Source organism: Enterococcus sp., assembly GCF_022711995.1.
In the GTDB taxonomy this organism is placed as follows: Bacteria; Bacillota; Bacilli; order Lactobacillales; family Enterococcaceae; genus Enterococcus_D.
This window is the reverse complement of record NZ_JALAHI010000012.1, coordinates 13,724-38,273: the sequence shown is the minus strand read 5'-3', so window position 1 is coordinate 38,273 and position 24,550 is coordinate 13,724. Positions and strand designations below refer to the sequence as shown.

18 protein-coding genes, 8 tRNA genes, 1 riboswitch and 1 other annotated feature are annotated in these 24,550 nt (G+C 43.7%); of the genes, 20 read left to right on the top strand and 6 right to left on the bottom strand.

All coding sequences use genetic code 11. The annotated features are described in order from the left end of the window. Window positions 1-11 precede the first annotated feature (11 nt). From Q0A12_RS00935 to Q0A12_RS00885, 11 genes are all read left to right on the top strand, one after another. Window positions 12-83: transfer RNA gene (locus Q0A12_RS00935), tRNA-Glu, on the top strand. Between the two features lie 15 nt (window positions 84-98). Then, window positions 99-188: transfer RNA gene (locus Q0A12_RS00930), tRNA-Ser, on the top strand. Window positions 189-272: 84 nt separating this feature from the next. Then, window positions 273-346, top strand: a tRNA-Met gene (locus tag Q0A12_RS00925). A gap of 17 nt (window positions 347-363) precedes the next feature. After that, window positions 364-436, top strand: a tRNA-Asp gene (locus tag Q0A12_RS00920). A 4-nt stretch (window positions 437-440) separates the two neighbouring features. Further along, window positions 441-513: transfer RNA gene (locus Q0A12_RS00915), tRNA-Phe, on the top strand. A 4-nt stretch (window positions 514-517) separates the two neighbouring features. After that, a tRNA-Gly gene (locus Q0A12_RS00910) sits at window positions 518-588 on the top strand. A 16-nt stretch (window positions 589-604) separates the two neighbouring features. Then, window positions 605-678, top strand: a tRNA-Ile gene (locus tag Q0A12_RS00905). 14 nt (window positions 679-692) lie between these two features. Continuing rightward, window positions 693-764 (top strand) — tRNA-Glu (locus Q0A12_RS00900). A 101-nt stretch (window positions 765-865) separates the two neighbouring features. Further along, window positions 866-947, top strand: a riboswitch (SMK box riboswitch). Beyond that, window positions 945-2,129, top strand: a complete 1,185-nt coding sequence (metK, locus tag Q0A12_RS00895) for a methionine adenosyltransferase (protein WP_291290846.1) — start codon at window positions 945-947, stop codon at window positions 2,127-2,129. It overlaps the preceding riboswitch by 3 nt. A 67-nt stretch (window positions 2,130-2,196) precedes the next feature. Beyond that, the gene (locus tag Q0A12_RS00890) at window positions 2,197-3,678 is read left to right on the top strand and encodes an MDR family MFS transporter (RefSeq protein WP_291290845.1); all 1,482 of its coding nucleotides are present in this window, start codon (window positions 2,197-2,199) and stop codon (window positions 3,676-3,678) included. Continuing rightward, window positions 3,678-4,457: an alpha/beta hydrolase family protein gene (locus tag Q0A12_RS00885; protein WP_291290844.1), complete on the top strand. Its 780-nt coding sequence runs from the start codon at window positions 3,678-3,680 to the stop codon at window positions 4,455-4,457. The genes Q0A12_RS00890 and Q0A12_RS00885 overlap by 1 nt, the downstream gene beginning before the upstream one ends. Before the next feature lie 25 nt (window positions 4,458-4,482). Here the strand turns inward: Q0A12_RS00885 and Q0A12_RS00880 are convergent, their stop codons facing one another. The 3 genes from Q0A12_RS00880 to Q0A12_RS00870 are packed head-to-tail and all read right to left on the bottom strand — an operon-like array spanning window position 4,483 to window position 6,691. Beyond that, the gene (locus Q0A12_RS00880) at window positions 4,483-5,058 is read right to left on the bottom strand and encodes a class I SAM-dependent methyltransferase (RefSeq protein WP_291290843.1); all 576 of its coding nucleotides are present in this window, start codon (window positions 5,056-5,058) and stop codon (window positions 4,483-4,485) included. Further along, entirely contained in the window at window positions 5,033-6,016 is a 984-nt protein-coding gene (locus tag Q0A12_RS00875) for a TIGR01212 family radical SAM protein (protein ID WP_291290842.1), read from the bottom strand. The genes Q0A12_RS00880 and Q0A12_RS00875 overlap by 26 nt, the downstream gene beginning before the upstream one ends. Before the next feature lie 24 nt (window positions 6,017-6,040). After that, complete coding sequence (locus Q0A12_RS00870; protein WP_291290841.1) at window positions 6,041-6,691, bottom strand: phosphatase PAP2 family protein; 651 nt, start codon at window positions 6,689-6,691, stop codon at window positions 6,041-6,043. Between the two features lie 265 nt (window positions 6,692-6,956). Here Q0A12_RS00870 and Q0A12_RS00865 point away from each other — a divergent pair, with 265 nt between their 5' ends. Both Q0A12_RS00865 and leuS read left to right on the top strand, forming a co-directional pair. Further along, window positions 6,957-8,633 carry a LysM peptidoglycan-binding domain-containing protein gene (locus tag Q0A12_RS00865; protein ID WP_291290840.1) on the top strand — a complete coding sequence of 559 codons (1,677 nt, stop codon included), beginning with the start codon at window positions 6,957-6,959 and terminating at the stop codon, window positions 8,631-8,633. A gap of 44 nt (window positions 8,634-8,677) precedes the next feature. Further along, window positions 8,678-8,904 (top strand) — a binding site (T-box leader). An 87-nt stretch (window positions 8,905-8,991) separates the two neighbouring features. Further along, a complete protein-coding gene (leuS, locus tag Q0A12_RS00860; RefSeq protein WP_291290839.1) occupies window positions 8,992-11,406 on the top strand; it encodes a leucine--tRNA ligase in 2,415 nt (804 codons plus the stop codon). Between the two features lie 273 nt (window positions 11,407-11,679). Here leuS and Q0A12_RS00855 read toward each other — a convergent pair whose 3' ends face one another. Further along, complete coding sequence (locus Q0A12_RS00855) at window positions 11,680-11,910, bottom strand: hypothetical protein (RefSeq protein ID WP_291290838.1); 231 nt, start codon at window positions 11,908-11,910, stop codon at window positions 11,680-11,682. Window positions 11,911-12,140: 230 nt separating this feature from the next. On the opposite strand from Q0A12_RS00855, the gene Q0A12_RS00850 reads away from it, so the two are divergent. Next, complete coding sequence (locus Q0A12_RS00850; protein ID WP_291290837.1) at window positions 12,141-12,440, top strand: DUF5960 family protein; 300 nt, start codon at window positions 12,141-12,143, stop codon at window positions 12,438-12,440. Between the two features lie 142 nt (window positions 12,441-12,582). Here the strand turns inward: Q0A12_RS00850 and murE are convergent, their stop codons facing one another. Further along, window positions 12,583-14,097 (bottom strand): UDP-N-acetylmuramyl-tripeptide synthetase, encoded by a 1,515-nt coding sequence (gene murE / locus Q0A12_RS00845; protein ID WP_291290836.1) that lies wholly within the window; start codon window positions 14,095-14,097, stop codon window positions 12,583-12,585. A 196-nt stretch (window positions 14,098-14,293) separates the two neighbouring features. On the opposite strand from murE, the gene Q0A12_RS00840 reads away from it, so the two are divergent. Both Q0A12_RS00840 and Q0A12_RS00835 read left to right on the top strand, forming a co-directional pair. Then, window positions 14,294-15,940, top strand: coding sequence for a polysaccharide biosynthesis protein (locus Q0A12_RS00840; protein ID WP_291290835.1), 1,647 nt, complete (start codon window positions 14,294-14,296; stop codon window positions 15,938-15,940). Between the two features lie 88 nt (window positions 15,941-16,028). Further along, the gene (locus Q0A12_RS00835) at window positions 16,029-16,754 is read left to right on the top strand and encodes a pseudouridine synthase (RefSeq protein WP_291290834.1); all 726 of its coding nucleotides are present in this window, start codon (window positions 16,029-16,031) and stop codon (window positions 16,752-16,754) included. Window positions 16,755-16,841: 87 nt separating this feature from the next. Here the strand turns inward: Q0A12_RS00835 and Q0A12_RS00830 are convergent, their stop codons facing one another. Next, window positions 16,842-17,693, bottom strand: coding sequence for an RluA family pseudouridine synthase (locus Q0A12_RS00830; RefSeq protein ID WP_291290833.1), 852 nt, complete (start codon window positions 17,691-17,693; stop codon window positions 16,842-16,844). 193 nt (window positions 17,694-17,886) lie between these two features. On the opposite strand from Q0A12_RS00830, the gene Q0A12_RS00825 reads away from it, so the two are divergent. From Q0A12_RS00825 to Q0A12_RS00810, 4 genes are all read left to right on the top strand, one after another. Beyond that, entirely contained in the window at window positions 17,887-20,043 is a 2,157-nt protein-coding gene (locus Q0A12_RS00825) for a PBP1A family penicillin-binding protein (RefSeq protein ID WP_291290832.1), read from the top strand. Between the two features lie 70 nt (window positions 20,044-20,113). After that, entirely contained in the window at window positions 20,114-20,455 is a 342-nt protein-coding gene (locus Q0A12_RS00820) for a YlbF family regulator (protein WP_060815065.1), read from the top strand. Between the two features lie 238 nt (window positions 20,456-20,693). Further along, window positions 20,694-21,881 (top strand): DNA repair exonuclease, encoded by a 1,188-nt coding sequence (locus Q0A12_RS00815; RefSeq protein WP_291290831.1) that lies wholly within the window; start codon window positions 20,694-20,696, stop codon window positions 21,879-21,881. Next, on the top strand, window positions 21,878-24,538 hold the full coding sequence (locus Q0A12_RS00810; protein ID WP_291290830.1) for an AAA family ATPase: 2,661 nt from the start codon (window positions 21,878-21,880) through the stop codon (window positions 24,536-24,538). The genes Q0A12_RS00815 and Q0A12_RS00810 overlap by 4 nt, the downstream gene beginning before the upstream one ends. The last annotated feature ends 12 nt before the right edge of the window (window positions 24,539-24,550 follow it).

Below are 24,550 nucleotides of genomic sequence, written 5' to 3'. Positions count from 1 at the left end.
TCCGTTTTAGCGGTCCGTTGGTCAAGTGGTTAAGACACCGCCCTTTCACGGCGGTAACACGGGTTCGAGTCCCGTACGGATCATTGTACTATTTTTTTGGAGGATTACCCAAGTCCGGCTGAAGGGAACGGTCTTGAAAACCGTCAGGCGGGTAAAACCGTGCAAGGGTTCGAATCCCTTATCCTCCTTTACTGAATTCTTGATTGAACGATCCAATCAATGGATCCAGCTTTTGATTACTGAAAGTTTTTTTATTTTTAGTGATTTATTATCGCGGGATGGAGCAGTCTGGTAGCTCGTCGGGCTCATAACCCGAAGGTCGTAGGTTCAAATCCTGCTCCCGCAATCAAAAAAACTAAATATGGTTCCGTGGTGTAGGGGTTAACATGCCTGCCTGTCACGCAGGAGATCGCGGGTTCGATTCCCGTCGGAACCGTTATGGCTCGGTAGCTCAGTTGGTAGAGCAATGGATTGAAGCTCCATGTGTCGGCAGTTCGATTCTGTCCCGCGCCATCTTGCGGGTGTAGTTTAGTGGTAAAACCACAGCCTTCCAAGCTGTTGTCGCGAGTTCGATTCTCGTCACCCGCTTTAGTTTTTTTATTTTGGGCCTATAGCTCAGCTGGTTAGAGCGCACGCCTGATAAGCGTGAGGTCGATGGTTCGAGTCCATTTAGGCCCATTGATTTTTTACTTGGTCCGTTGGTCAAGTGGTTAAGACACCGCCCTTTCACGGCGGTAACACGGGTTCGAATCCCGTACGGATCATGAAAGCATTCTACTGGATGCTTTTTTTTTATATCTTTAATCAGTTATTTTAAAAGTTTTTCCATAAAATAGGCACAATCGATTAAAATTTGTTATAATCAGTCCGTTGCAAGTTCCCGAAAGGATTCGCAGCTGCGAAGATGCCTTGTAACCGAATCATAATTTAGGGGGAATACAAAAATGACAGAGAAACATTTATTTACTTCAGAATCAGTATCTGAAGGACATCCAGATAAAGTTGCTGATCAAATCAGTGATGCGATTTTAGATGCATTGCTTGCGAAAGATCCAATGGCACGGGTTGCTTGTGAAACGTCGGTAACCACCGGATTAGTCTTGGTTTTTGGTGAAATTTCAACAAGCGCTTATGTGGATATTCAAAAAATTGTCCGCGAAACCATCAAAGGGATTGGCTACACTCGGGCAAAATTTGGCTTTGACGGTGACACGGTGGCAGTTTTAGTCGCTATTGACGAACAATCACCTGATATTGCACAAGGTGTTGATAATGCGTTAGAAGTACGTGAAGATGCGAATGAAGAGGAAATTGGTGCCGGGGACCAAGGATTGATGTTTGGTTTTGCCGTCGATGAAACACCAGAATTGATGCCATTACCGATTGCATTGAGCCATCGCCTTGTACGACGATTAGCGGAATTGCGTAAGTCGAACGAATTGACTTATTTGCGTCCTGATGCAAAATCTCAAGTAACGGTCGAGTATGATGATCAAGATCAACCGCAACGAGTAGATACAGTCGTTATCAGTACCCAACACGACGATGCAGTGGACAATGAAACGATTCGTCAGGATGTGATCGAAAAAGTAATCAAAGAAGTGATTCCAGCATCACTTTTAGATGATGAAACAAAATATTATATTAATCCGACAGGACGATTTGTCATTGGTGGACCTCAAGGGGACGCCGGTCTGACTGGTAGAAAAATTATTGTCGATACTTACGGCGGGTATGCAAGACACGGCGGTGGCGCATTCTCTGGGAAGGACGCAACTAAAGTTGACCGTTCAGCTAGTTATGCCGCCCGTTATATTGCCAAAAATATTGTTGCCGCAAAACTTGCTCGCAAAGTCGAAGTTCAGCTAGCTTATGCGATTGGTGTAGCGCAACCGGTGTCGATTCGTATTGATACATTTGGAACGGGGACAGTGAGTCAAGAGAAATTGATCCAGGCTGTAAGAGAAAATTTTGATTTACGGCCAGCTGGAATTATAGAGATGTTGAATCTGCGCCGTCCAATTTATCGTCAGACAGCGGCATATGGACATTTCGGTCGTACAGATATCGACTTGCCTTGGGAACAAACAGATAAAGTGGATGCTTTATTGGCAAGTGTGAAGGAATAAAGAGGCGACCTCTGTTGATGAAAATCAATAGAGGTTCTTTTTTTTGACTTAGAAGAGGAGGAGAAAGATGAAAACGAATGTGACACGTGTAACGATTGCTGTTTTTGTAGCAACATTTATGACGGCTATCGAAGGAACGATCATTACGACAGCGATGCCGACGATTGTCGGATCATTGCAGGGCATCGAGATCATGAACTGGGTCTTTTCGATTTACTTATTGACTAGTGCTATGTTGACACCGATTTATGGAAAACTTGCCGATAACATTGGTCGTAAACCGATTTTTTTGTTTGGAACATTACTGTTCATGATTGGTTCCGCACTCTGCGGGCTTTCTAACAGTATGCTAACATTAATTCTTTCTCGCGCCGTTCAAGGAATCGGAGCAGGTGCAATGATGCCTGTGGCATTGACGATTATCGCTGACTTATATCCTGTTGAGAAACGAGCAAAGGTCTTAGGGCTGAACAGTACGGCCTGGGGAATTGCGAGTGTCGTTGGACCTTTAGCCGGTGGTGTGATTGTTGATACAGTTGGTTGGCACTGGATATTTTTTATTAATGTACCGATTGGCGTGTTTCTTCTTGGCATGATTTGGTTTTATTTTCATGAGGACAGAAAAATTAAGCGACCAGAAAAAATGGATTTACTAGGCAGTTTTTTGATGATGGTGACACTAGTTTCCTTACTCCTAGGGTTTCAGTTGTTAGGCGATCAAGGGATAAGTATTGCTGTGGTAAGCTTACTGATTTTGGCTCTTGTAACCTTCTTGCTCTTTTACCGAGCGGAGAAAAAAGCTGCCGATCCATTAATTGATTTAGCGTTGTTCCATTCTAGAACTTTTGTGGTAGTAAACATCGTTGCAGCACTAGCCAGCGGCTTTTTGATGGGGATCGATGTGTATATTCCTATGTGGATGCAAGGGGTCTTAGGGTTGAGCGCAGGTATCGGCGGTCTTGTCCTCGCACCATTGTCGATTTTATGGATGGTGGGTTCATTTTTAGCTAGTCGCTGGTTGATGAAGCGCTCGGTCTCATGGGTCTTGACTGTGAGTCTGTTGCTGACCCTTGCTGGTGCCATTTGGCTTTTTGTTACGCCAATGAAAACTTCCTTTTTCTGGTTTTTGGGGATCTCTTCTATTACTGGAGTCGGCTTAGGCGCGACGATGGTCGTTTGTACCGTGACTGCCCAAACAAGTGTCCCTCACTCGCAAATCGGTGTGGCGACTTCTTTCAATACGCTATTACGAACAATTGGGCAGACCATCATGGTTTCTGTTTTCGGGATCGTCTTGAATATCAGCAATAGTTTAGGCTTGAAAGAAGCAGGGATTCAAGATCAGGAAATCATGAATCGTTTGGTGGATCCAGTCGCTGCTAAAAAACTTTCAACAGAGATTTTACAACAATTACGCGCTATTTTGTATGATGGATTGCATTGGGTATATGGACTGGGGCTGGTGTTGATTTTGATTGCATTGGTCTTTGCCCGTACAATTCGGCGAGAATCTGGTACAATGATAAAAAAAGAATCGCAGGTGATTTGATGGCTTTTATACAAGCAAATATCTATTCAAATGTTCTTGAAATGGAAGTAATGGTGAATGTGATTCTACCGCAAACCACCATTAAAAAAATTGGTACAGCCACAAAAAATGATCAGAAAGATTTACCCGTCTTATATCTATTACATGGCATGGGCGGCAATCATAGCGTTTGGGAAAGACGTACTTCGATCGAGCGCTATGTGAGTGACTATCAAATGGCAGTGATCATGCCTTCGACGGATTTGGCGTGGTATACAGACACAACTTATGATATGAAGTATTGGACCTTTGTCGCAGAAGAACTGCCGCAAATCTGCCGTGAATTGTTTCCGCAATTGAGCAGTAAGCGGGAGAAGACATTTGCTGCCGGTCTATCTATGGGGGGCTACGGCGCCGTCAAGTTAGGTTTGCGAAAGCCAGAGAGTTTTGCTGCGGTTGCCTCTTTATCTGGCGCCTTAGCGATTGCTGAAAGCATGGATTCTCTTTTAAAAGTTCGAAATACTTCTTACTGGGAAGGGATTTTTGGTCCTCTGGATCAGTTCCAAGGTTCAGAAAATGATTTGATCCATTTGATCAAGACAATTGATCCTCAAAAGGCACCGCGCTTTTATATTAGTTGTGGAACCGAAGATCAACTGTTTCCTGCAAGTGAATACGCAGTTGCAAAAATGCAGGAACGAAATCTGTCAGTGACCTTTGAATCAGGTTCTGGAGACCACGATTGGCAATTTTGGGATCAGTGGATCCAACGGGTATTGAATTGGCTTGTTGAAGAATAAAAAAAGTATCAGAAACCGTCGAATCTCAACGGTTCTCTGATACTTTTTTTCGTTCGATACAAAATAAGACAGGGGGCTGATTGCGCTGATTGATGAATTGATAAGTCAACACATTAAATTGTGTTTGCGGTAACTGACGACAAAAGCGATGAACAGCTTCTAACTCTTCAGGTCCGCCTTCATGGCCATAATAGCACACAAGGATGATTCGGCCACAAGGTACAATACGCTCGATCAATGCTTGCAATGCCTGTTCGGTTGTTTCGGGTAAAGTAATAATCTTTTTGTCACTTTTCGGCAAGTACCCTAAATTGAAGATAGCCGCATGAATGGCATCAGGAACGTGATCCGCGACTGTTTCATGCCCTTGATGGATCAATTCAACTTGGGACAGGAGTCCTTTTGCAAGCAAGCGTGCCCTTGTGGTAGTTACGGCTTGTTCCTGAATATCATAGGCATAAACTTTGCCTTCAGGCCCGACAAGTGTCGCCAACAGTTCGGTATCATGACCATTTCCCATGGTGGCATCGACTACGGTCTGTCCGGGTTTGACCACTTCTTGCAAAAGTGTATGACTAAAACGCATGGCTGTTTGCAGCATAGATAGCCTCTTTTCTAGCATCGTATTTTCCTTGATAGGAGTCACGGCGCAGCATCTCTTTGTCAATCTCATTCAAGACTTCCCATTTTTTGAGACTCCACATCGGTCCAATCAAAGAATCCCAAGGGGCATCACCGGTTAGACGATGAATGATGATTTCTGCAGGAATCATTTCTAGCTGGTCGCAAATCAAAGAAACGTAAGTCTCTCTTTGCATCAGTTGCAGCTTGCCCTCATGATAATCTCGAAGCATGCGAGTATTTCGCATCAAATGCAAGAGGTGGAGTTTGATGCCTTGAATATCTGAGTCGACAATCGTTCGTCGTACATTTTCTCGCATCATTTCTAATGTTTCACCAGGGAGCCCATTGATCAAATGGGTACAGACTTGAATGCCGTGTTTTCTCAATTTAGCGACACCATCAAGATAGGTTTGGTAATCATGGGCCCGGTTGATTGCATTACTGGTGGTTTCAAAGGTTGTTTGCAGTCCTAGTTCTACCCATAAATAAAAACGCTGGTTCAATTCCGCTAGATAGTCTACGACATCCTCTGGAAGGCAGTCAGGACGTGTCCCGATGGAAACACCGACGACACCCGGCATGGTCAGAACTTGTTCAAACCGCTCACGAATAACTGCAGCTGGGGCATGGGTATTGGTAAAATTTTGGAAATAGACGATGTACTTATCGACATGAGGCCATTTCTTGTGCATCATATCGATTTCTTTGTGGAATTGGACTGGCAGTGGCGCTTCTGGTGCAACGATCATGTCGCCTGAACCGGAAACGCTACAGAAGGTACAGCCACCTTTTGCGACGGTACCATCCCGATTGGGGCAGTCGAAGCCAGCATCGATCGGTACTTTAAAGATTTTTTCACCAAATTCTTGGCGTAATGCGTAATTCCAAGAATGGTAACGTTTGTGCTGATCTTCGGCATAGGGGAATGAATTCATGAATTTTACCTTCTTTTCGTTTTTCTAAGATTGTTTTTGTTGGAAACGCCAGACAAAACGTTTTTCCAAATAGTACGGATAAGTCAGCAATAGCCAAGAAAGGCCCACACAAAAGCCGCCTAATACGTCACTAGGAAAATGAACACCCAGATAGATACGACTAATACCGATCAGAAAAATCAGTAAGCCAAGCAAGATTCTCATGACCCAACGGAGCGTTTGCGATTGGAAAAAGACGGGAATGAGTAAAAGTAAGGTTCCATAAAACACCATGCTGCCCGTGGAGTGACCGCTAGGAAAGCTTGAGCTGTTCTCCAGCACTAAATGTTCCAATGTCGGTCTTTCCCGCAAGAAGAATAATTTAATCAAGGGATTGAACACCGCGGAGATACCAATCGTACCGCAACTGAGCCAAAGGGCTTCGGAATAAAAGCGATTGATAAGCAACACGAGCAATACCACAACGAATAGCAACCCGATCGTTATTGGATTGGCAAATTTAGTTACCCATAGGAAAAAATCAGTCAAAAATGGGTAACCGCTACGAATCAAACGAGTGCCAGTTTCATCGAAAGGATTCAACCAAGTGGGATAGAATTTGACGACGTAGCCTAAGAAAGCAAAAACCAGCAAAAAGCAGCTACCGGCGAATTGATAATACAGTTTTTTATTCATAAATAAAGATTCCTCATTTCTCTAGGCAAACAGAATGAGTCTATTATACCATTTATCACAAGGGGACAAAAGATGGGGGAGTAGGGGGACTTTCTTGTTGGATAGTAGTGTAGAGCAAAAAAATGCTGCCAGTTCCTTCTTTCAAATAATGTACGTTAGATTACAAAGAGTTTACAGTTTGGCGAAACAGAGGAAATAACTTTTATAAAATCTTAAGAAATTGTATACTAAACGTAGGAAAAAAATAGAAGATGGAGGAACGTTCATGATCATGAGTGTATCGCGTAAAGAACGTCGCAAAGAGGGACAGTCTAGTGAGTTTTATCAAACAATGAGAAAAAATGCCGCTGTTGTAGGGACGACCATCACCGCTTGTTCAGTAGTAGCGCCTTTGATGCTGCCAGTTCAAGCGGATGCTGTAGAAAGCACTGTGGCGAGAAGCAACTTTGCTGCACCGAATACAGCAGCATTCATTACGGAAATCGCAACGTATGCTCAGCCAGTGGCCCAAGCAAATGATCTTTATGCTTCAGTCATGATCGCGCAAGCCATTCTGGAAAGCGGCTGGGGAAGAAGTGCCTTGTCCCAGTCACCTAACCATAATCTTTTTGGCATCAAAGGCAGTCATAATGGTCAAACAGTCTATATGAATACGGCAGAGTATTTAAACAATCAATGGTTGACCATGAAAGAACCCTTCAAAAAATACCCTTCTTACAAAGAATCTTTTGAAGACAATGCCCAGACACTAAGAAATGTTTCCATGGGAAATGGTGGCTACTACTACGCTGGTGCTTGGAAGAGCAATACGTCATCTTACCGGGATGCGACCCAATGGTTGACGGGACGTTACGCAACAGCACCAAACTATGCCTCTTCATTGAATACGGTGATCCAACAGTATGGCTTGACCAAATATGATACACCGGCTTCAGGCAACGCTGGTGGTGGAGCAACCGTGAATACGTCAAACACCACAAATACCGCTGCTAATACTGTTAGTAAACCAGCAATAACGGTGACAGCTTCTTCTAACAGTCAAGCGTACACAGTCGCTTCAGGGGATTCTGTCTGGGGAATCGCGAATAAATTCGGTATCACGATGGATCAGCTATGTAGCTGGAACAATATTCGCAATAATTTTATCTACCCAGGACAAAAATTGACGATCAACGGCGGTACCAACCAACAATCGACGAAACCAGAAACCACCGTTACTAAGACAGCAACTGCTGGCAGCTACACGGTTGCATCCGGTGACTCGGTTTGGAGTGTAGCAAATAAGCATGGCATTACGATGGATCAATTGCGCAGCTGGAATAATATCAAAAATGATTTTATTTATCCCGGTCAACGCTTAATCGTAAAAAATGGCACTGGCGCAACAAGTCAAGCCAATAGGACTACGACAGCAAGTTCTGGAACCAATGGGGGCAGTTATACCGTTGCATCCGGCGACTCGGTTTGGGGTGTAGCGAATAAGCATGGCATCACGATGGATCAATTGCGCAGCTGGAACAATATTAAAAATGGCTTTATTTATCCCGGTCAAACATTGATCGTAAAAAATTCTGGAAATAAACAGACAAGCACAGCCACAGCTTCCACGAACACTTCTTCAACAACAGGCAGTCGAAATTATACCGTGGTATCTGGGGATTCTGTTTGGTCGATTGCAAATAAATTCGGCATCACGATGGATCAGTTCCGCAGTTGGAACAATATCAAAAATGATTACGTCTATCCTGGTCAAAGCGTACGGGTCAGCGGGGCAGCAACGGCTGCGAGTCAAACTGCAACTACGAGCAATTATACTGTAGTATCTGGAGATTCAGTCTGGGGCATCGCAGATAAATTTGGTATTTCCAGTGATCAGTTCATTCAATGGAACAATATTAAAGACAATTTTGTTTATCCTGGTCAAAGCGTTCGCGTAAAATAGATTGCTATTCCGCTGGTTTTTTGATAGGATAAATGCAAAGAATCTTTCACATTTGAGAAGGAATAGTAGAAACGCGTTGGAATCAAGAGAGTGCATGGTTGGTGGAAATGCACAGAAGACCTTTCGAACTCGCCTTCAAGTGATATTTGACTGAAATGAGCGTTCCTCAAAGTCGCTCAGACTAGGCAGATACGGCGATGGCCGTTAACACATCGAGGTCTGTTTCGTTACAGATAAAATTAGGTGGTACCACGTTTATAACGTCCTATAAAAATCAATAGTGATTTTTATAGGACTTTTTTAAGTTCTGCTGATTTTTTGATCAAGACAGAGCACCAATTTTTAGGAGGCGTCCATAGTGAATTACAATCACAAAGAAATTGAGAAAAAATGGCAAAAATATTGGGCTAAGAAAAATGAGTTCAATACCCACGATCAACCGGATAAACCAAAGTTTTATGCGTTAGACATGTTCCCGTACCCTTCTGGACAAGGACTGCACGTAGGGCATCCAGAAGGATATACAGCAACGGATATTTTAAGCCGCTTCAAGCGTAGCCAAGGATTTAACGTTCTTCATCCCATGGGTTGGGATGCCTTTGGATTACCTGCTGAACAATATGCATTGGATACCGGGAACGATCCAGCAGAGTTTACGAAAAAAAATATTGAAACATTCCGTCGTCAAATCAACTCACTTGGGTTTAGTTACGATTGGAATCGTGAAATCAACACAACAGATCCTGAATACTATAAGTGGACGCAATGGATTTTCACCAAACTTTATGAAAAAGGGTTGGCTTATGAAGCCGAAGTTCCCGTCAATTGGGTTCCAGAACTAGGAACAGTTATCGCCAATGAAGAAGTGATCGATGGCAAGAGTGAACGCGGTGGCTACGATGTTATTCGTAAACCTATGCGTCAATGGATGCTGAAAATCACAGCCTATGCAGATCGCTTGTTGGATGATCTAGAGGAAGTGGACTGGCCAGAAAGCATCAAAGAAATGCAGCGGAATTGGATCGGTCGTTCGGTAGGTGCCAATGTCACCTTCAAAGTAGCCGGCAGCGATGCAGCATTCACTGTCTTTACAACACGGCCAGACACATTGTTTGGTGCCACGTATACGGTTTTGGCTCCTGAACACGAGTTGGTACAAGCCATCACGACACCAGAACAAAAAGCCGCGGTTGAGGCCTATGTAGCAGAAACAGCGAAGAAATCTGATTTGAATCGGACCGATTTGTCCAAAGAAAAGACGGGTGTCTTCACCGGAGCGTATGCCATCAATCCAGCCAATGGCAAAGAAGTACCAATTTGGATTGCTGACTATGTACTAGCTTCATACGGTACAGGTGCGATCATGGCTGTGCCCGCGCATGACGAACGTGACCATGAATTTGCGAAAGCTTTTGGTCTAGAAATCATTCCGGTTCTAGCTGGAGGAGACGTTGACGAAGCTGCTTATACTGAAGACGGTCCTCATATCAATTCAGAATTTCTGGATGGGTTGGATAAAGAAGCTGCAATTGAAAAAATGAACCACTGGTTAGAAGAACAAGGAGTCGGCAAAAAAGAAATCAGTTATCGTCTGCGAGACTGGTTGTTTTCTCGGCAGCGTTACTGGGGTGAGCCTATCCCAATCATTCATTGGGAAGACGGTACTACAACCACTCTTCCAGAAGATCAGTTGCCACTACGCTTACCAAAAACCGATAACATCAAGCCAAGTGGTACTGGGGAATCACCATTGGCGAATGTCAGTGAGTGGGTCAATGTCGTTGATCCAGAAACAGGCATGAAGGGACGTCGTGAAACCAATACGATGCCACAATGGGCTGGAAGCTCTTGGTACTTCTTGCGGTTTATTGACCCTCATAATAAAAACAGCTTAGCCGATTATGAAAAATTGAAACGCTGGTTACCGGTAGATATCTATATTGGTGGGGCAGAACATGCGGTACTTCACTTGCTTTATGCGCGTTTCTGGCATAAATTCCTTTATGATCTTGGCGTCGTACCAACAAAAGAACCTTTTGAAAAACTATTCAATCAAGGGATGATCCTTGGGGAAAACAACGAAAAAATGTCGAAGTCTCGCGGAAACGTCGTAAATCCGGACGATGTCATCGAACAATACGGAGCAGATACACTGCGCTTGTACGAAATGTTCATGGGACCATTGGATGCGTCGATCGCATGGAATGAAAACGGGCTAGAAGGCAGCCGTAAATTCCTAGACCGTGTCTGGCGCCTGATCGTAGATGAGAACGGTAAAATGCGTGATCGCATCACCACATTGAATGACGGCAAACTAAGTAAAGTTTACAACCAAACAGTGAAAAAAGTGACCGAAGACTTTGAACAACTTCATTTCAATACCGCTATTTCACAATTGATGGTCTTTGTGAACGAAGCTTATAAAGCAGATGCGTTGCCTTACGAATACGTGGCTGGATTTGTCCAACTGTTGGCACCGATCGCGCCACATATCGGCGAAGAACTTTGGTCGATTCTTGGCAATGAAGAAGGCATCTCTTATGTGCCTTGGCCAACGTATGATGAAAGTGCGCTAGTCGAAGATGAAATCGAAGTGGTGTTCCAAGTGAACGGCAAAGTTCGTGCAAAAGCCAATGTGCCTGCGGATGCAGATAAAGCGATGTTGGAAGAATTGGCGCAATCAAACGAACTAGTAAAAGAGCAATTAAATGGAAAAACGATCCGCAAAATTATCGTTGTACCAAATAAATTAGTCAATATCGTCGCTAATTAATTGAAAAGAGGGCCTGTGATATAAGTCATCATCCAACAAGTTAGACCGAATCATATTCTATTGCTATAGATTCCTCTGACTTTTGCGACGAGGAGTCCCTGCACAGTAGGAGCAATACTAGTTACTGTTCGGATAGTGTTACTCGGAGACTTATGCCACAGTCCCTCTAAACACGTCTAAAGGGCTGGAGCAGAAGCAACACCTTCTGTTCCAGCCCTTTTTTGTACAAAAAAAACAGCGTCAGCGGATGCAAGCATTCACTGACGCTATTTACTATTTTTTGCGAATAATACCGTAAAACAATACAGCTGTAGCTACTAATGGAATTAAAATCACCAATAGAAAACCATTTGGATAAGTTGCGCGAGTGAAGATTTCTGTGGAAGAATCATTTGCGCCGACCAAGTGGTTTGCTATTAAAAATTGTCCCACTAATGCAATCATTGCTAGAAAACCTACTGTTGCTCCTGTACCAAAGAAGATTTTTTTCTTTGTGCTGTTCATTTCGTCTGCCCCTTTAATATTCTCTATGTCCCATTATACAAAAAATAAACAAGTCTTCAATGCGATTTTGTCAAATCATTGATTCGTAATACACTTGAAATGAATTTGACATATTTTTCTTGATGGGATGTCTCGATTGTGGGCAACGCCAATCAAATCATTCGCTGAACTTGCAGGGGTCTCGTATAATAGAAATAACACCAATGAAAGAGCAGAAAGAAGGAATAAAAATGGACTATCAATCTTTTGAAGGGCAAGAGGCCTTTTTCAATGATTATCAACGAATCGCAAAAAACGGTTATCAAGAAGAAGCAGTGATCGACGATGTGTTGGAGCAATTGAATCAACAACTAACGGCAGATCAGCTACTTTATCGAGTGGAAGCGGAAAAAACCAAAGACGGCGAAGTCTTTCTGTTTCCTTTCAGCAAATTCATGTATACCGAAGATTTGGATGCAGCTATCTCGACAGAGTTTCGCTATGATGGTGCTCCGTATGTCTATGAAACCTATGAGGACGAACAACCATAATTTGCAGCAAGGAATTTAAATCAAGAGCTTTTGTTAAGTGACATTTAGATAGACACAAAAATAAACACCTAAAGGATGACCCGCTTGATGCGATCATTCCTTAGGTGTTTGTTGTTAATGGATAGGTGAGGCAATGAAAAAATCAAAGCAACCGCTGAGCGATCTGCAGATCTCCTTCATAAGGTTCTTTTTGACCATGGACTTTCAAATATTGCTCAGCGCCTTTACCAGCTAGAATCACGATATCTTGACTAGCAGCTTCAGCAACTGCTGATGTAACTGCCCTGCTGCGATCCATTTGTTCTTCAACGACGACGGTAGAAGCAGTGATGGCAGCGGCGATTTCGCTAGCGATGGCGCGAGGATCTTCAAAGTTAGGATCATCAGATGTTAAATAGACTTTGTCTGCATATTCCGAAAGTGCCCGACCCATATCAGGACGACGAGATTCTGCTTTGCCGCCGGCACTGCCAGTCACAAAAATCAATCTGCCTGCTGGACGCAATGAGCGGGCTAATTCGCTTAGCGATTTGAAACTTAAATAATTGTGGGCATAATCAACAATGATCAACGCACCATTTGTTTTTTCGAGAACGACCATCCGACCGGGAATCGTTACTTGTGGCAAGACAGCTTGCACTTCTTCTTGGGTAGCTCCGGCAAGGCAAGCAGCAACGATGGCAGCGGTGGCATTGTCGTGATTGAATTCTCCGAGTAAAGCCAGCTGATAGCTGCCGTTTACACGAAGGGGATCCTCCATGGAACGAATACAAAAGGATTTAGGGTCGCCAGATTCAGCCGGCAAGACTTGATAATCTGCATCGTGTCGGCCATAGGTGATCAATGGTACTTGATGAGCTGCACAAGTTTCTTTCAAGAGGTCAAAATAGTCGCTTTGCCGATTGATAATCATTTGTTTACTATTGTGGATCAACTCGCGCTTGCAGAAAAGGTAATCATCAAAATCAGGATGTTCTACTGGACCGATGTGATCAGGAGAAATATTTAGAAAGAGCCCAATTTCATAGGTGATACCCGCCACGCGTTTTGTTTTATAAGCTTGGGAAGAGACTTCCATGACTAGATGGGTCATGCCGTTAGCGACCGCTTCGGCCATCATCGCATACAAGTCTAACGTTTCCGGAGTTGTCAAAACCGCTTCTCGATAATTTTTTCCGTCAACGGTATTTTCTTCAGAGGAGAAAAAAGCGACTTTCTGATTAGTTGTTTTGGCCAAAATCTCCCGCACAAAATACGCACAGCTCGTTTTGCCTTTTGTTCCTGTGATACCAATTTTAAACAGCTGGTCTTGCGGATTGTTATAAAAAGCTTGAGCAATACAAGCCATGGCTGCTCGAATGTCGGTCACGATGATGCCGTAGGCGGAACAATTTTCATAGGGGTGTTCCGAAACGTAACACTGGAGACCCTGGGCAACAGCACTTTCCAAGTAACTTTCTTTAAATGCGGCACCTTTACAGAAGAATAGCGTATTTTCGTCTGTCTGACGCGAATCATAACTTAATGAGGTAAAGACCAACTTGCTCATCTCTGTTGGCACGGTATACTGCCATTCTTGGGCGATAAATTCCTTTAATAAATTTGCTTCAATCAATAACCCGCGGATCTGTTGGGGGGTAATGGTAGATAGTGACATCTTGGTTCTCCTCGTTTCAAAAAGTTTTATTTATTATAGCATATTCCGGCAAATCGAATGGCAGACAGCATCAGATTGGTCCTTCTTCCACAATAATGTGAAGAAACTTTAATATGTTGAAAAAATAGATTGCTCGAAGTCCTTTTTCGAATTAAAATGAAGGGGATATGTTTGTAGAAAGTTGGAGAGAACTGCCATGGATAATCATACGCGATCTGCGTCAAAACAATTAACGACACAAGAAAAAATGGCTCAAGGATCGGCTTGGATGACACTGGGAAATATCGGGTCCCGGTTACTCGGTGCGATCTATATTTTACCCTGGTATTACTGGATGGGAGCCAACGGAGATAAAGCAAATGCATTATTTGGTATGGGCTACAATGTCTATGCTTTATTTTTAATGATTTCTACCGCAGGGATTCCCGCGGCTATTGCGAAACAGATTTCCTACTACAATTCAAAAGAAGAATATCGTACGAGTCAGCGCTTATTCTTCCGGGCACTACAATTGATGGCAGGATTTGGGGTAATAACTGCTGGTATCATGTACATAGCCGCTCCTTGGCTGGCAACAGCATCTGGTGGCGGAGAAGAATTGATCCCAACGATGCGTTCGTTAAGTGTGGCACTTTTAGTCTTTCCATGTATGAGTGTGATGCGGGGATATTTCCAAGGAAATCAAGATATGAAACCATTTGCGATTTCTCAAATCATTGAGCAGATCGCGCGGGTCTTCTATATGCTGTTAGCCACGTTTATCATCATGCGTGTGGTGCAAGGAGACTATACAGCTGCGGTGACCCAATCGACATTTGCTGCCTTTATCGGCGTTTTAGCAAGTGTTCTGGTTTTGGTTTATTATTTCCAGAAGCAGCGGGTTCGGATGGCTGTTTTGCTGGACATGAGCAAAGAAGAAACAGAAATCCAAACCAAGGAACTGATTTTTTCCACTATCAAAGAAGCGATTCCTTTTATTATCGTTGGTTCTGGAATCACAATCTTTAAGCTAGTGGATCAGTATACCTTTGTGCGGATCATGAAAGGATTTACCCAATACTCCAATGATCAGCTTTTAGATATGATGGCAATTTTTGGCAGCAACCCCGATAAGCTGACCATGGTTGTGATCGGGTTGGCCACGTCAATGGCATCTACAGGATTGCCGTTGATCAGTGAAGCTGTTGCGAAGAAGGATCAAGGGAATCTAGCTAAGCTAATCAGCAACAACTTGCAGTTGTATTCCTTTGTGATGCTGCCGGCGACATTTGGCATGATCGTGTTGGCGTATCCGTTGTATACACTGTTTTATCGGCCAGATGCGTTAGGGGCTAATGTGCTGGTATTTGCTTGTATATCCGGTCTAGTTCTCGGTTTGTTTATGCTGACCTCCAGTATGCTGCAAGGGATGTACCACAACAAGGAAGCTGTGATCTTCTTCTTTATTGGTCTGTTGCTGAAATTTATCTTGCAGTATCCGGCGATTTGGTTGTTCCAAGTTTATGGCCCATTAGTCTCAACTACGCTAGCACTCGGTGTGACCTGCTGGTTAAATATTAGAAAAATGCGGTCGAAAGGTCACTTCAATGCTAAACTGACGATTAGAAGAACCGTACTGATTCTTCTCATGACACTTATTATGCTGATCATTGCGCTGATCGCACGACAACTATTTGGTCTAGTCTTGAGTTCGGATCGTAAAGTTCAAGCCTTTATTCTTTCTTTACTGGTTGCAGCAGTAGGTGGGGCTGCCTATATCTATATGGCATTGAAAGTCCGCTTAGCAGAAAAATTACTAGGCTCATCAATGATTCGCTTACGGAAAAAATTGCGAATCAAATAATCGAATAAACCTGATTAGCCGCTGAGATCGTATGGGTCGATCAGGCGGTTTTTTCAGCAAAAAAGATCGCAAAGAAAGAGGAGAAAACATGCGACTAGATAAATTTTTGGCAGATATGGGGCAGGGTTCACGAAAAGAAGTCAAACAAGCCATCAAAAAAGGGCTCGTTGAAGTTAACGGGCAACAAGTCAAAAGTGATAAATTTCAAGTAGATGAACAATCGGATCAAGTGTCATTTGTAGGAGAGCGGGTACGTTACCAAAAAGATTTCTATTATTTATTGAATAAACCAGCTGGTGTCATCTCAGCAACGACCGATCGGGAAAAAACAGTTTTAGATTTATTTGCAGCTGAAGATTATCGTCGCGATCTTTTTCCTGTTGGACGTTTGGATAAAGATACCGAAGGGCTGCTGCTGATCACCAATGATGGCCAACTAGCCCATCGTTTGTTGTCGCCTAAAAAACATGTCGAAAAAGAGTATTATGCAGAAGTTCGAGGAATCATGACCCAAGAGGATCGTCAACAGTTTCTCCAAGGGATTGAGTTGGATGGGGAAATCCTCATGCCAGCACAATTAACGATTTTAGCGGTAGATGAGCAGTCCGAGACATCCACCATCACCTTGATTTTGCATGAAGGCAAGTTTCACCAAGTAAAACGAATGGTGCAGGCCGTAGGCAAAGAAGTGACGTATCTTAAACGTATTCGAATGGGGGGCTTACAGCTGCCGAAAGATTTGCCATTAGGAGAGTATCGTTTATTGACAGAAAAAGAGCTGGCACAGCTATCTGCTGAACCAGCGGAAAATTGATTTGTTGCAGCGAATGAAGGCCGACGGCTATGCCCAGTAAGCACGATGAGGCTAAGTAATTCAGCACCTTCAGAGACATTCTGTCCTTTACCAGAGCCCAGGCAGTGCTTTGATCTGCAGTGGCTCTTGTGAAAAGGGATGGGTTAAATAAATTTCATAGGCATGCAGCTCAAGACGGGCTGCAGTTTTTTTCTGATAGAGAGGATCGCCGACGATGGGATGCCCAATGCTGGCAAGGTGGACACGAATCTGATGGGTACGTCCGGTATCTAATACACAATAGATTGAAGTCGTTTGGGCATTATGAGCGGCAATCTCAACGTGTGTCACTGCAGATAAGCCATTGCGTGGGTCAATGACGCGCTTGCGACGGTCGTGACGATCACGTCCGATTTTTTTGCGAATGGTTTGGTTTTGCTCTAACTGGCCCCAAACGGTTGCTTGGTAGCGGCGATAAATTTGTTTGCTTTCAAGCATTCGGCCTAAAATTGGTAAAACTAAAGGGTTCTTTGCAAATAAAATGACACCGCTAGTCTCTTTATCCAATCGGTGAACGACATAAGGCCGTGTCTCTGGTGCCAAATAAGCAGCCAAATCATTCAGCAGTGTGCCGGTTTCATTCGGTTGGTTGGGGTGGGTTTTGATACCAGCGGGCTTATTGACAACGATCAGATGTTCATCTTCAAACAACACCGCGATCTTCTCTTTGTTTCCATGAATCACGGGTTGATACGTGTAATCTGCTTCTTCTAAACGCAAGGTGAGCTGATCTCCGCCAGTTACTTCCTGATGGAAAAGGGCCGTTTCACCATTGACACAGACATTTTTACGGGTTCGTAGCAAATGGCGTACTTTGCGGGGGACCAGCCATTCTTGTTCTAATAATTCCCGAATCGTCGTTCGGGGATGGTCCTTGGGTAATGTAATGGTATATTCCATAAAAATCCCTTTCTGAATCGTATTCTATTTGCTATTATAGCATCTTTAAGGTTTTCTTATGAAAAAAACAACAAAAAACAGAAGTTTCGCTGATAGAATTGATGAGCAATCTTTTGTGGATGAAATTTACTGCTAGAGCCGTATTCCAAACGGTTTGATTTATGCTACACTTTGATAAAAGGAGCGTGGAGAAATGGATTTGAAACAAATCCTTCACAAGATAAAAGAAGCGATCCAGACATTCTGGCGTTGGATCAAACCTTATCTACAGCAATTCCATCAATGGCGTAAGCGCATTTGGAAGAAATATCATGTGAATAAAATAGTTATTTTACTGACTTTAGTAGGTATTCTAGTCATGAGTGGGTACTTATTTTATATCGCCAAAAATACCAAAGTCAGTGAATTAGAATCTGGATTGAAAGAGTCTACTGTGATCTACGATGCGAAAGGAGAAGAAGCTGGGCAGCTCTATTCTCAAAAGGGCACTTATGTCGATTTAAAAAGTATCTCGTCAGCCGTCGTTCACGCACTGATCTCAACGGAAGACCGCAATTTTTATAATCATCATGGGTTTGATATCAAAGGGATCGCTCGTGCGGCATTGCGGATGGTGATCAATCGTAGTGCAGAAGGTGGCGGTGGAAGTACGATTACGCAACAGCTAGCAAAAAATGCCTACCTTTCTCTTGATCAAACCTTTAGCCGCAAAGCCAAAGAATTGTTTTTGGCGATTGAAATCGAAAAAAAATACTCAAAAGATGAAATATTGGAAATGTATTTGAACAGTTCCTATTTCGGTAATGGCGTCTGGGGGATCCAAGATGCTTCGCTGAAATATTTTGGTGTCAATGCTTCAGATTTGACGGTGGGGGAAGCAGCTACTTTAGTAGGTATGCTGAAAGGTCCATCCATCTATAACCCGATCGATCATCCAGAAAATGCAACAAACCGCCGCGACACTGTTCTAGGACTGATGGTGGACAACAAAATGCTGGATCAATCAGTTGCCGATCAAGAAGAGCAAGTTTCATTGGCTAGTCTGTTGTATGATGGCTATGGCAATTCAGAATCTGGGTATAAATATCCCTATTACTTTGATGCTGTAATCGATGAAGCGGAGTCTTACGGGCTTGACGCAGATGATGTGATGAATCGCGGTTATAAGATTTACACAGCACTGGATCAAAACTATCAGGCACAAATGGAAGCTGCCTACAAAAACGACGCCCTCTTTCCAGAAAATGCGGCGGATGGCACAATGGTCCAATCAGGTTCGGTGGCATTAGATCCGACAACTGGCGGTGTTCAAGCATTGGTAGGACGACGAGGCGAGCACGTTTTTCGTGGGTTCAATTTTGCCACCCAAATGAAACGCTCGCCAGGTTCGACCATCAAACCAATCAGTGTTTATGCACCTGCCATCGAAGCCGGCTATAATCCTGATAGTATTTTGGAAGATAAACCGCAAAGTTATTATGAGGCAAAAAATTACGACGGCACTTACTCTGGTGAAGTACCAATGTATCAAGCGTTGGCTCAAAGTTTGAACTTGCCAGCGGTTTGGACACTCCATGAAATTGGGTTGGATCGCGGATACAAAAAAACGCAGGCATTTGGTCTCACTCTGACCGATTCGGATAAATACTGGGGATTGGCGTTAGGCGGATTGGAAAATGGCGAATCTCCGCTGACCATGGCTGCTGCTTATGGTGTTTTTGCTAGCGGAGGCTATTATTATCAGCCCCACCTGATCACCAAAATCGTTGATTCAACAGGGGCGGTTATCGTAGATAATACCTCAGTCAAAGGCAAGCAAGTCATTTCTAAAGAAACAGCAGATAAGATGACCAGCATGATGCTGGGTACCTTCTCTAATGGAACTGGGGTCAGCGCTAGCCCTTACGGCTTTACGATCGCAGGAAAAACCGGGACGACAGAAACAAACTTTGATTTATCGAAAGTCAATGACCAATGGATCGTTGGCTACACCCCAGATCTTGTAATCTCCACTTGGCTAGGCTTTGAACAGACAAGTGCCGAACATTATTTGACGGGAACCAGTGGGCAAGTCGTCGGCAAGATATTTAAAGCGGAAGCCGAAAGCCTGTTGCCTTACAGTCAAGGCAGTCAGTTCCAAGTAGCAGATGCTTATCAAACTGGTGGAAAACTGATGGCAGCAGATGAAGTACCGGATTCAAATGACTCAACGAACAACGATGACTGGAAGAAATCGGTTGACGATTTTGCCGAAAATGCCAAAGAAGGGTTGAAAGATTTTGGTGAGCGCGTCAAACAAGGAACCAAAGAGCTTTTTGGTAATCTTTGGAATACGATCAATGGCAATTGATGCTAGCTTCTGCTGCATCTGCCTTTGAACAGTATGTTATAATAAGAAAAAAACAAAGTGAGGGAACAGTATGGCAAACATTTATGACACAGCGAATCAATTAGAACGAGAACTACGAGAATCGGAACAGTTTCAAGATTTAAAAGCCTCGTTTGATCGTTTGAAAGAAAACCAAGAAGCGTATAGCTTATTCAAAGAGTTCCAAGGATTGCAACAAGCCTTGCAACAAAAAATGATGTCAGGCCAAGAAATGACAGAAGAAGAAGCCCAGCAAGCCCAAGAACTGTCTCAAAAAATTCAGCAAGATCCAATCGTTTCGGAATTGATGCAAAAAGAGCAAGCCTTTAGTTTGGTGGCTAATGATTTGAATCGAATCATTATGGGCCCTGTACGGGACCTTTACGAAGCGTAAGCGTAAATATACGAGTGCTGGGACAGAATCACGAGTCTTTAAGCCAAGGCTCGCCTACCGAGGCTGCTTTAGAGCGCTTTGGCTGATGTTTGAATCGGCTAGCACCAATAAAAATCGAAAGATCAGGAGTTTCCTCGATCCTTCGATTTTTTTTGTTTAAAAGGCGAACAAATTTTCGTATTTTGCTGACGAAAAAACCAAGAAATGGTATGATTAGAGCAAAAGGGGGAAAGGTATCATGCGTTTTTTACATAGTGCGGACTTGCATATGGATCGTTCGTTTGAAGGCATCCGTATGTTATCGGATAACGTCAAAGAGCAACTCCCACTGATCAATCGAAAAATAATCAAAAAATTAGTTGATACTGCACTGGAACATCAGGTCGATTTTGTTCTTTTAGCGGGGGATACCTTCCATCAAAACCGTCCTAGTTTGCGGGTTCAGCATGACTTTTTTCAAGAGATTTCTCGGCTAGCAGCTGCAGAAATCCCTGTATATATGATTTTTGGCAATCACGACTACTATGATCCGCAACGTTATTGGTTTGATTTTCCTAAGAATGTTGTTTTATTTTCCAGTGAAACAGTTGAAACGATCAAAGGTGTCAGCAAAGCTGGCGAAACTTATGCCATCAGCGGATTTAGTTATCAACAACCTTGGATAACAGAAAATAAGGTCAGAGAATTTCCCAATCGGCAATCCGTCGATTACCACATCGGCATGTACCATGGAGATAGCACAGGGGAACATTATGCGCCGTTTTCTGTGAGTGACATGAAACAAAAAGGCTATGATTATTGGGCGCTTGGCCACATCCACGTCCCTAAGATTCTTTCAAAAGAACCTGTGATCGTTTATCCAGGAACGCCACAAGGCAAAACACAAAAAGAACAAGAGACTGGTGTCATCTTAGCCACTTTGAGTACTCAGGGTACCGAGATTCAGCCGATCGATCTGGCTGAGATCAAATGGGCCCAGCAAGAGGTCTCATTAGCAGCCTGCAAGGATCAACGGTCGATTTTGCACACGATTTTGCAAGAAGTCAACACGAATCAACCACGGCTAATCAAATTGGTGCTGACAGAGACAGATCAGCTGTCCGCTGATTGGTTTTCGGAAACGGAAAAGAATGAAATGATTGCCTATTTGAATGAGCAGCTTTCAAGAGATGTGTTGCAGACCATTTATGCAATCGATGTCTACAAAACAGAAACCAACAAGATCCCATTAGCGATCCCGGCGACTTATGTCGATCAATTGCTAGCCATTTATCAAGACCCGACTATCTTTGCTGAAGGACTGAATGACTTGCTTCGACATCCGATGCTTTATCGTGGGATCGATCAAAGCGCATTTCAAGCAGAAGTCTTACAGCAGACGAAACACTTGCTGGAGAATGATTTCCAGTGGGAGGAACAGGTATGAAAATCTTAAAAGCAGAAATTACTGGATTTGGCCGTTACCACGAACAAGTGATTGAATTTTCCCAAGGAAACCAATTGCTTTTTGGCAACAACGAAATCGGCAAGTCGACACTGTATCAGTTTATTGCAGCCATGCTGTTTGGCTTTCCTAAAAGAACGGCTAAGAAAAAGGATTATACACCAAAAAATGGGGCTGCTTATGGCGGCAGATTGTGGTTGATCGTCGAACCTTACGGAGAAGTAATGATCGAACGGTACCGTCAAATCGATCGGGGCAGAGCCAAAGTCCATTTCAACGGGCAGACCGGCGACGAGGAAATGCTGGCGCAGTTGCTGCAACCTTTGAATCAGGCATTATTTTTCGATGTGTTTACTTTTCAGCAAGAACAATTGGCTCAAATTGATAAGTTACAAGAAAATGAATTGCATCAAGCGCTGATTTCTTTGGGGATCAGCGGAAGTCAAAAGATGCTGCAACAAGTGGCTCGCTATGAAGCAATCAATCAACAGAATTACAAACCGCGAGGACAAAAGCTGCCATTGAACCAAGCGTTGAAACGGCTGGAAAAACTACAGGAAAAAATTGCTCAAAAAGAAAGCGAAGAACATCGTTTGCAGCAACAATACCAGCAGATTTCACAGCTGCAAAAAGAGTTGGATCACCTTGAAGAACAGCAACAGCAGCAAGGAGATGCGTATCAAGCCATTCAGCAGCAGATCAGTCACTGGCCATTGTATGAAGAATGGCAGCAGCTAGCGAACCAGCCAGCGGCAGTAGCGGAAGAAGACGCGCAGGAAATCAGCAAGTTTTATCAAAACTATCAACATGTAACAGCAGATATTCGCCAAAAAGAGGCTGAACTTGATCGACTGGAACAAGGGCAGGCCTCCGATAAATATTTCTTTTATCTGGACAACGAACATTTGATTACTCAGATTCTTCAGCAACAAGTTGAGATGGCCCGTTTGATGGATCGACAGGAACAGGCCTTGCAAAAGGAACAACAAGCACGAATGGCGTTGAACCAGTTGATTGCCAAAAGGCAGTGGTCAAATGAGTCACCGCCGCTGCAGACAGAACAGGTTCAGGAACAATTAATGAACTTGGAGCAAAGCGACTATCAGTTAGAGGAATCAAAGAAGCGCTTGGAGTGGCTAAAGGAGAAGGAAAACGATCTTCAGCAAGCATTGTCGCGCTTGGAACAGACCCACCCAAGATTGAGGGGAGAACAAAAAAGCGCTCTTCGCATCGTACCCCTGTTAGGCGGCGTGTTGGCATATATTGCGGCGTTTTTCTTACCAACTCCTTGGCGCTGGCTATGTGTCGCAGCGGGAACTGTGGGGATCGGACTGACCATTTGGCAGGCGCTAAAACAAGGTTCTCAAAAGCAAGGGGACAGCAAAAAACAGTGGCAAGAGTTACTGCTGCAAGCCGATTTGGTTGCAGAAGAGATCGCAGATCTAACCGAAGCCACTGGCTTGCAAAAACAGCAGAACGACCGCTGGCGCCAAGCGCTGCAGCCTTTTTTTGGGGTAGAACCTTATCATAGATGGTCGGTCTTTTTGATTCAATATCAGGAAGATGTCGCCGACTATCAGATGTATGTCCATCAGCTTCGCGAAGCCAAAGAACACCTGCAAGAAACCACCAAGCAGCTGCAGCCTTATCAAGCGCTGTTTGCCCCTTTTGCCGATTGGCTGCCCCTGCAAAATAAGACGGTACTGGAGCAAGCTCAGCTCTTGCAGGCCTTCAATGAAGAAATGCAGGCTGTTAAATTAGCTCGTTTGCAACAGCCCAGCACATTACTGGCTCAGCAGCTTGCGCGAAAAAAAGCGGAACGGACTGCTCTATTGGAAGCTTCTCAAGGGATTCTGTCCAAAGCAGGGATTGAACGGCCAGCAGAAATTAGTCTCTGGCTTAAACAATGGGAGACGCATCAGCGAGCTGCCAAGCGGGAAGCGGAATTAACCGATATGCTGACACCAATTTTTCCGGAACCAATTACGCAAGAGGAATTATTGGCAAAGAAAACCCAACTGATTCATCGACAAAAAGAATTACAGCAGTTGAGCCGGCAAAAGGCGGAGCAGCGGCAACGGCTTGAACTAGAAGTGTCTGCCAGTCAAAAGAGCGGCACGTTGAGCCAACTGTATCAAGAAGAAAGTGAACTGCGAGCAAAGATCGAAGAATTAGCGCTGGCTTGGAGCAGTCGCCAATTAGCCGCTTCGGTATTGTCTGATTTGACAACGGAATTATCCGAGCAACAATTGCCGCAATTATTGGAAAAAGCTTCGGTTTATTTCCGACTGCTTTCCAATGATCGCTACCACCAAGTCACACTTCAAGAGGGACAGTTAGTTGCCAGCAATGCTAGCGATAGTTACTCGATCGTTGATTTATCGACAGGAACAAAAGACCAATTGATTATGGCGATTCGTTTTGGGTACCTTGCTTTACAGCAAAATCATCCTCTTAGCCCCATCATTATTGATGACGGCTGGTTGCATTACGATAGTGTGCGAAAAGAGCGTCTAGCCGAATTATTCGCTGAATTTGGCCATTACTACCAAGTAATTTGTTTGTCATCTGACCAAGAAATGGTAAGCTATTATCATAAATACCAGCAATCCGTACAAGAACTTAGTCAAAGGATGTGAGAAATTTGGCCC

Excerpts from the sequence above, each read along its gene's own strand:
- Q0A12_RS00865 (WP_291290840.1), top strand. The coding sequence starts at position 6,957 with ATGATCATGAGTGTATCGCGTAAAGAACGTCGCAAAGAGGGACAGTCT.
- Q0A12_RS00810 (WP_291290830.1), top strand. The coding sequence starts at position 21,878 with ATGAAAATCTTAAAAGCAGAAATTACTGGATTTGGCCGTTACCACGAA.
- Q0A12_RS00830 (WP_291290833.1), bottom strand. The coding sequence starts at position 17,693 with ATGGAATATACCATTACATTACCCAAGGACCATCCCCGAACGACGATT.
- murE (WP_291290836.1), bottom strand. The coding sequence starts at position 14,097 with ATGTCACTATCTACCATTACCCCCCAACAGATCCGCGGGTTATTGATT.
- Q0A12_RS00855 (WP_291290838.1), bottom strand. The coding sequence starts at position 11,910 with ATGAACAGCACAAAGAAAAAAATCTTCTTTGGTACAGGAGCAACAGTA.
- Q0A12_RS00835 (WP_291290834.1), top strand. The coding sequence starts at position 16,029 with ATGCGACTAGATAAATTTTTGGCAGATATGGGGCAGGGTTCACGAAAA.
- Q0A12_RS00820 (WP_060815065.1), top strand. The coding sequence starts at position 20,114 with ATGGCAAACATTTATGACACAGCGAATCAATTAGAACGAGAACTACGA.
- Q0A12_RS00815 (WP_291290831.1), top strand. The coding sequence starts at position 20,694 with ATGCGTTTTTTACATAGTGCGGACTTGCATATGGATCGTTCGTTTGAA.
- Q0A12_RS00890 (WP_291290845.1), top strand. The coding sequence starts at position 2,197 with ATGAAAACGAATGTGACACGTGTAACGATTGCTGTTTTTGTAGCAACA.
- Q0A12_RS00885 (WP_291290844.1), top strand. The coding sequence starts at position 3,678 with ATGGCTTTTATACAAGCAAATATCTATTCAAATGTTCTTGAAATGGAA.
- Q0A12_RS00850 (WP_291290837.1), top strand. The coding sequence starts at position 12,141 with ATGGACTATCAATCTTTTGAAGGGCAAGAGGCCTTTTTCAATGATTAT.
- Q0A12_RS00880 (WP_291290843.1), bottom strand. The coding sequence starts at position 5,058 with ATGCTGCAAACAGCCATGCGTTTTAGTCATACACTTTTGCAAGAAGTG.
- Q0A12_RS00825 (WP_291290832.1), top strand. The coding sequence starts at position 17,887 with ATGGATTTGAAACAAATCCTTCACAAGATAAAAGAAGCGATCCAGACA.
- Q0A12_RS00870 (WP_291290841.1), bottom strand. The coding sequence starts at position 6,691 with ATGAATAAAAAACTGTATTATCAATTCGCCGGTAGCTGCTTTTTGCTG.
- Q0A12_RS00875 (WP_291290842.1), bottom strand. The coding sequence starts at position 6,016 with ATGAATTCATTCCCCTATGCCGAAGATCAGCACAAACGTTACCATTCT.
- metK (WP_291290846.1), top strand. The coding sequence starts at position 945 with ATGACAGAGAAACATTTATTTACTTCAGAATCAGTATCTGAAGGACAT.
- Q0A12_RS00840 (WP_291290835.1), top strand. The coding sequence starts at position 14,294 with ATGGATAATCATACGCGATCTGCGTCAAAACAATTAACGACACAAGAA.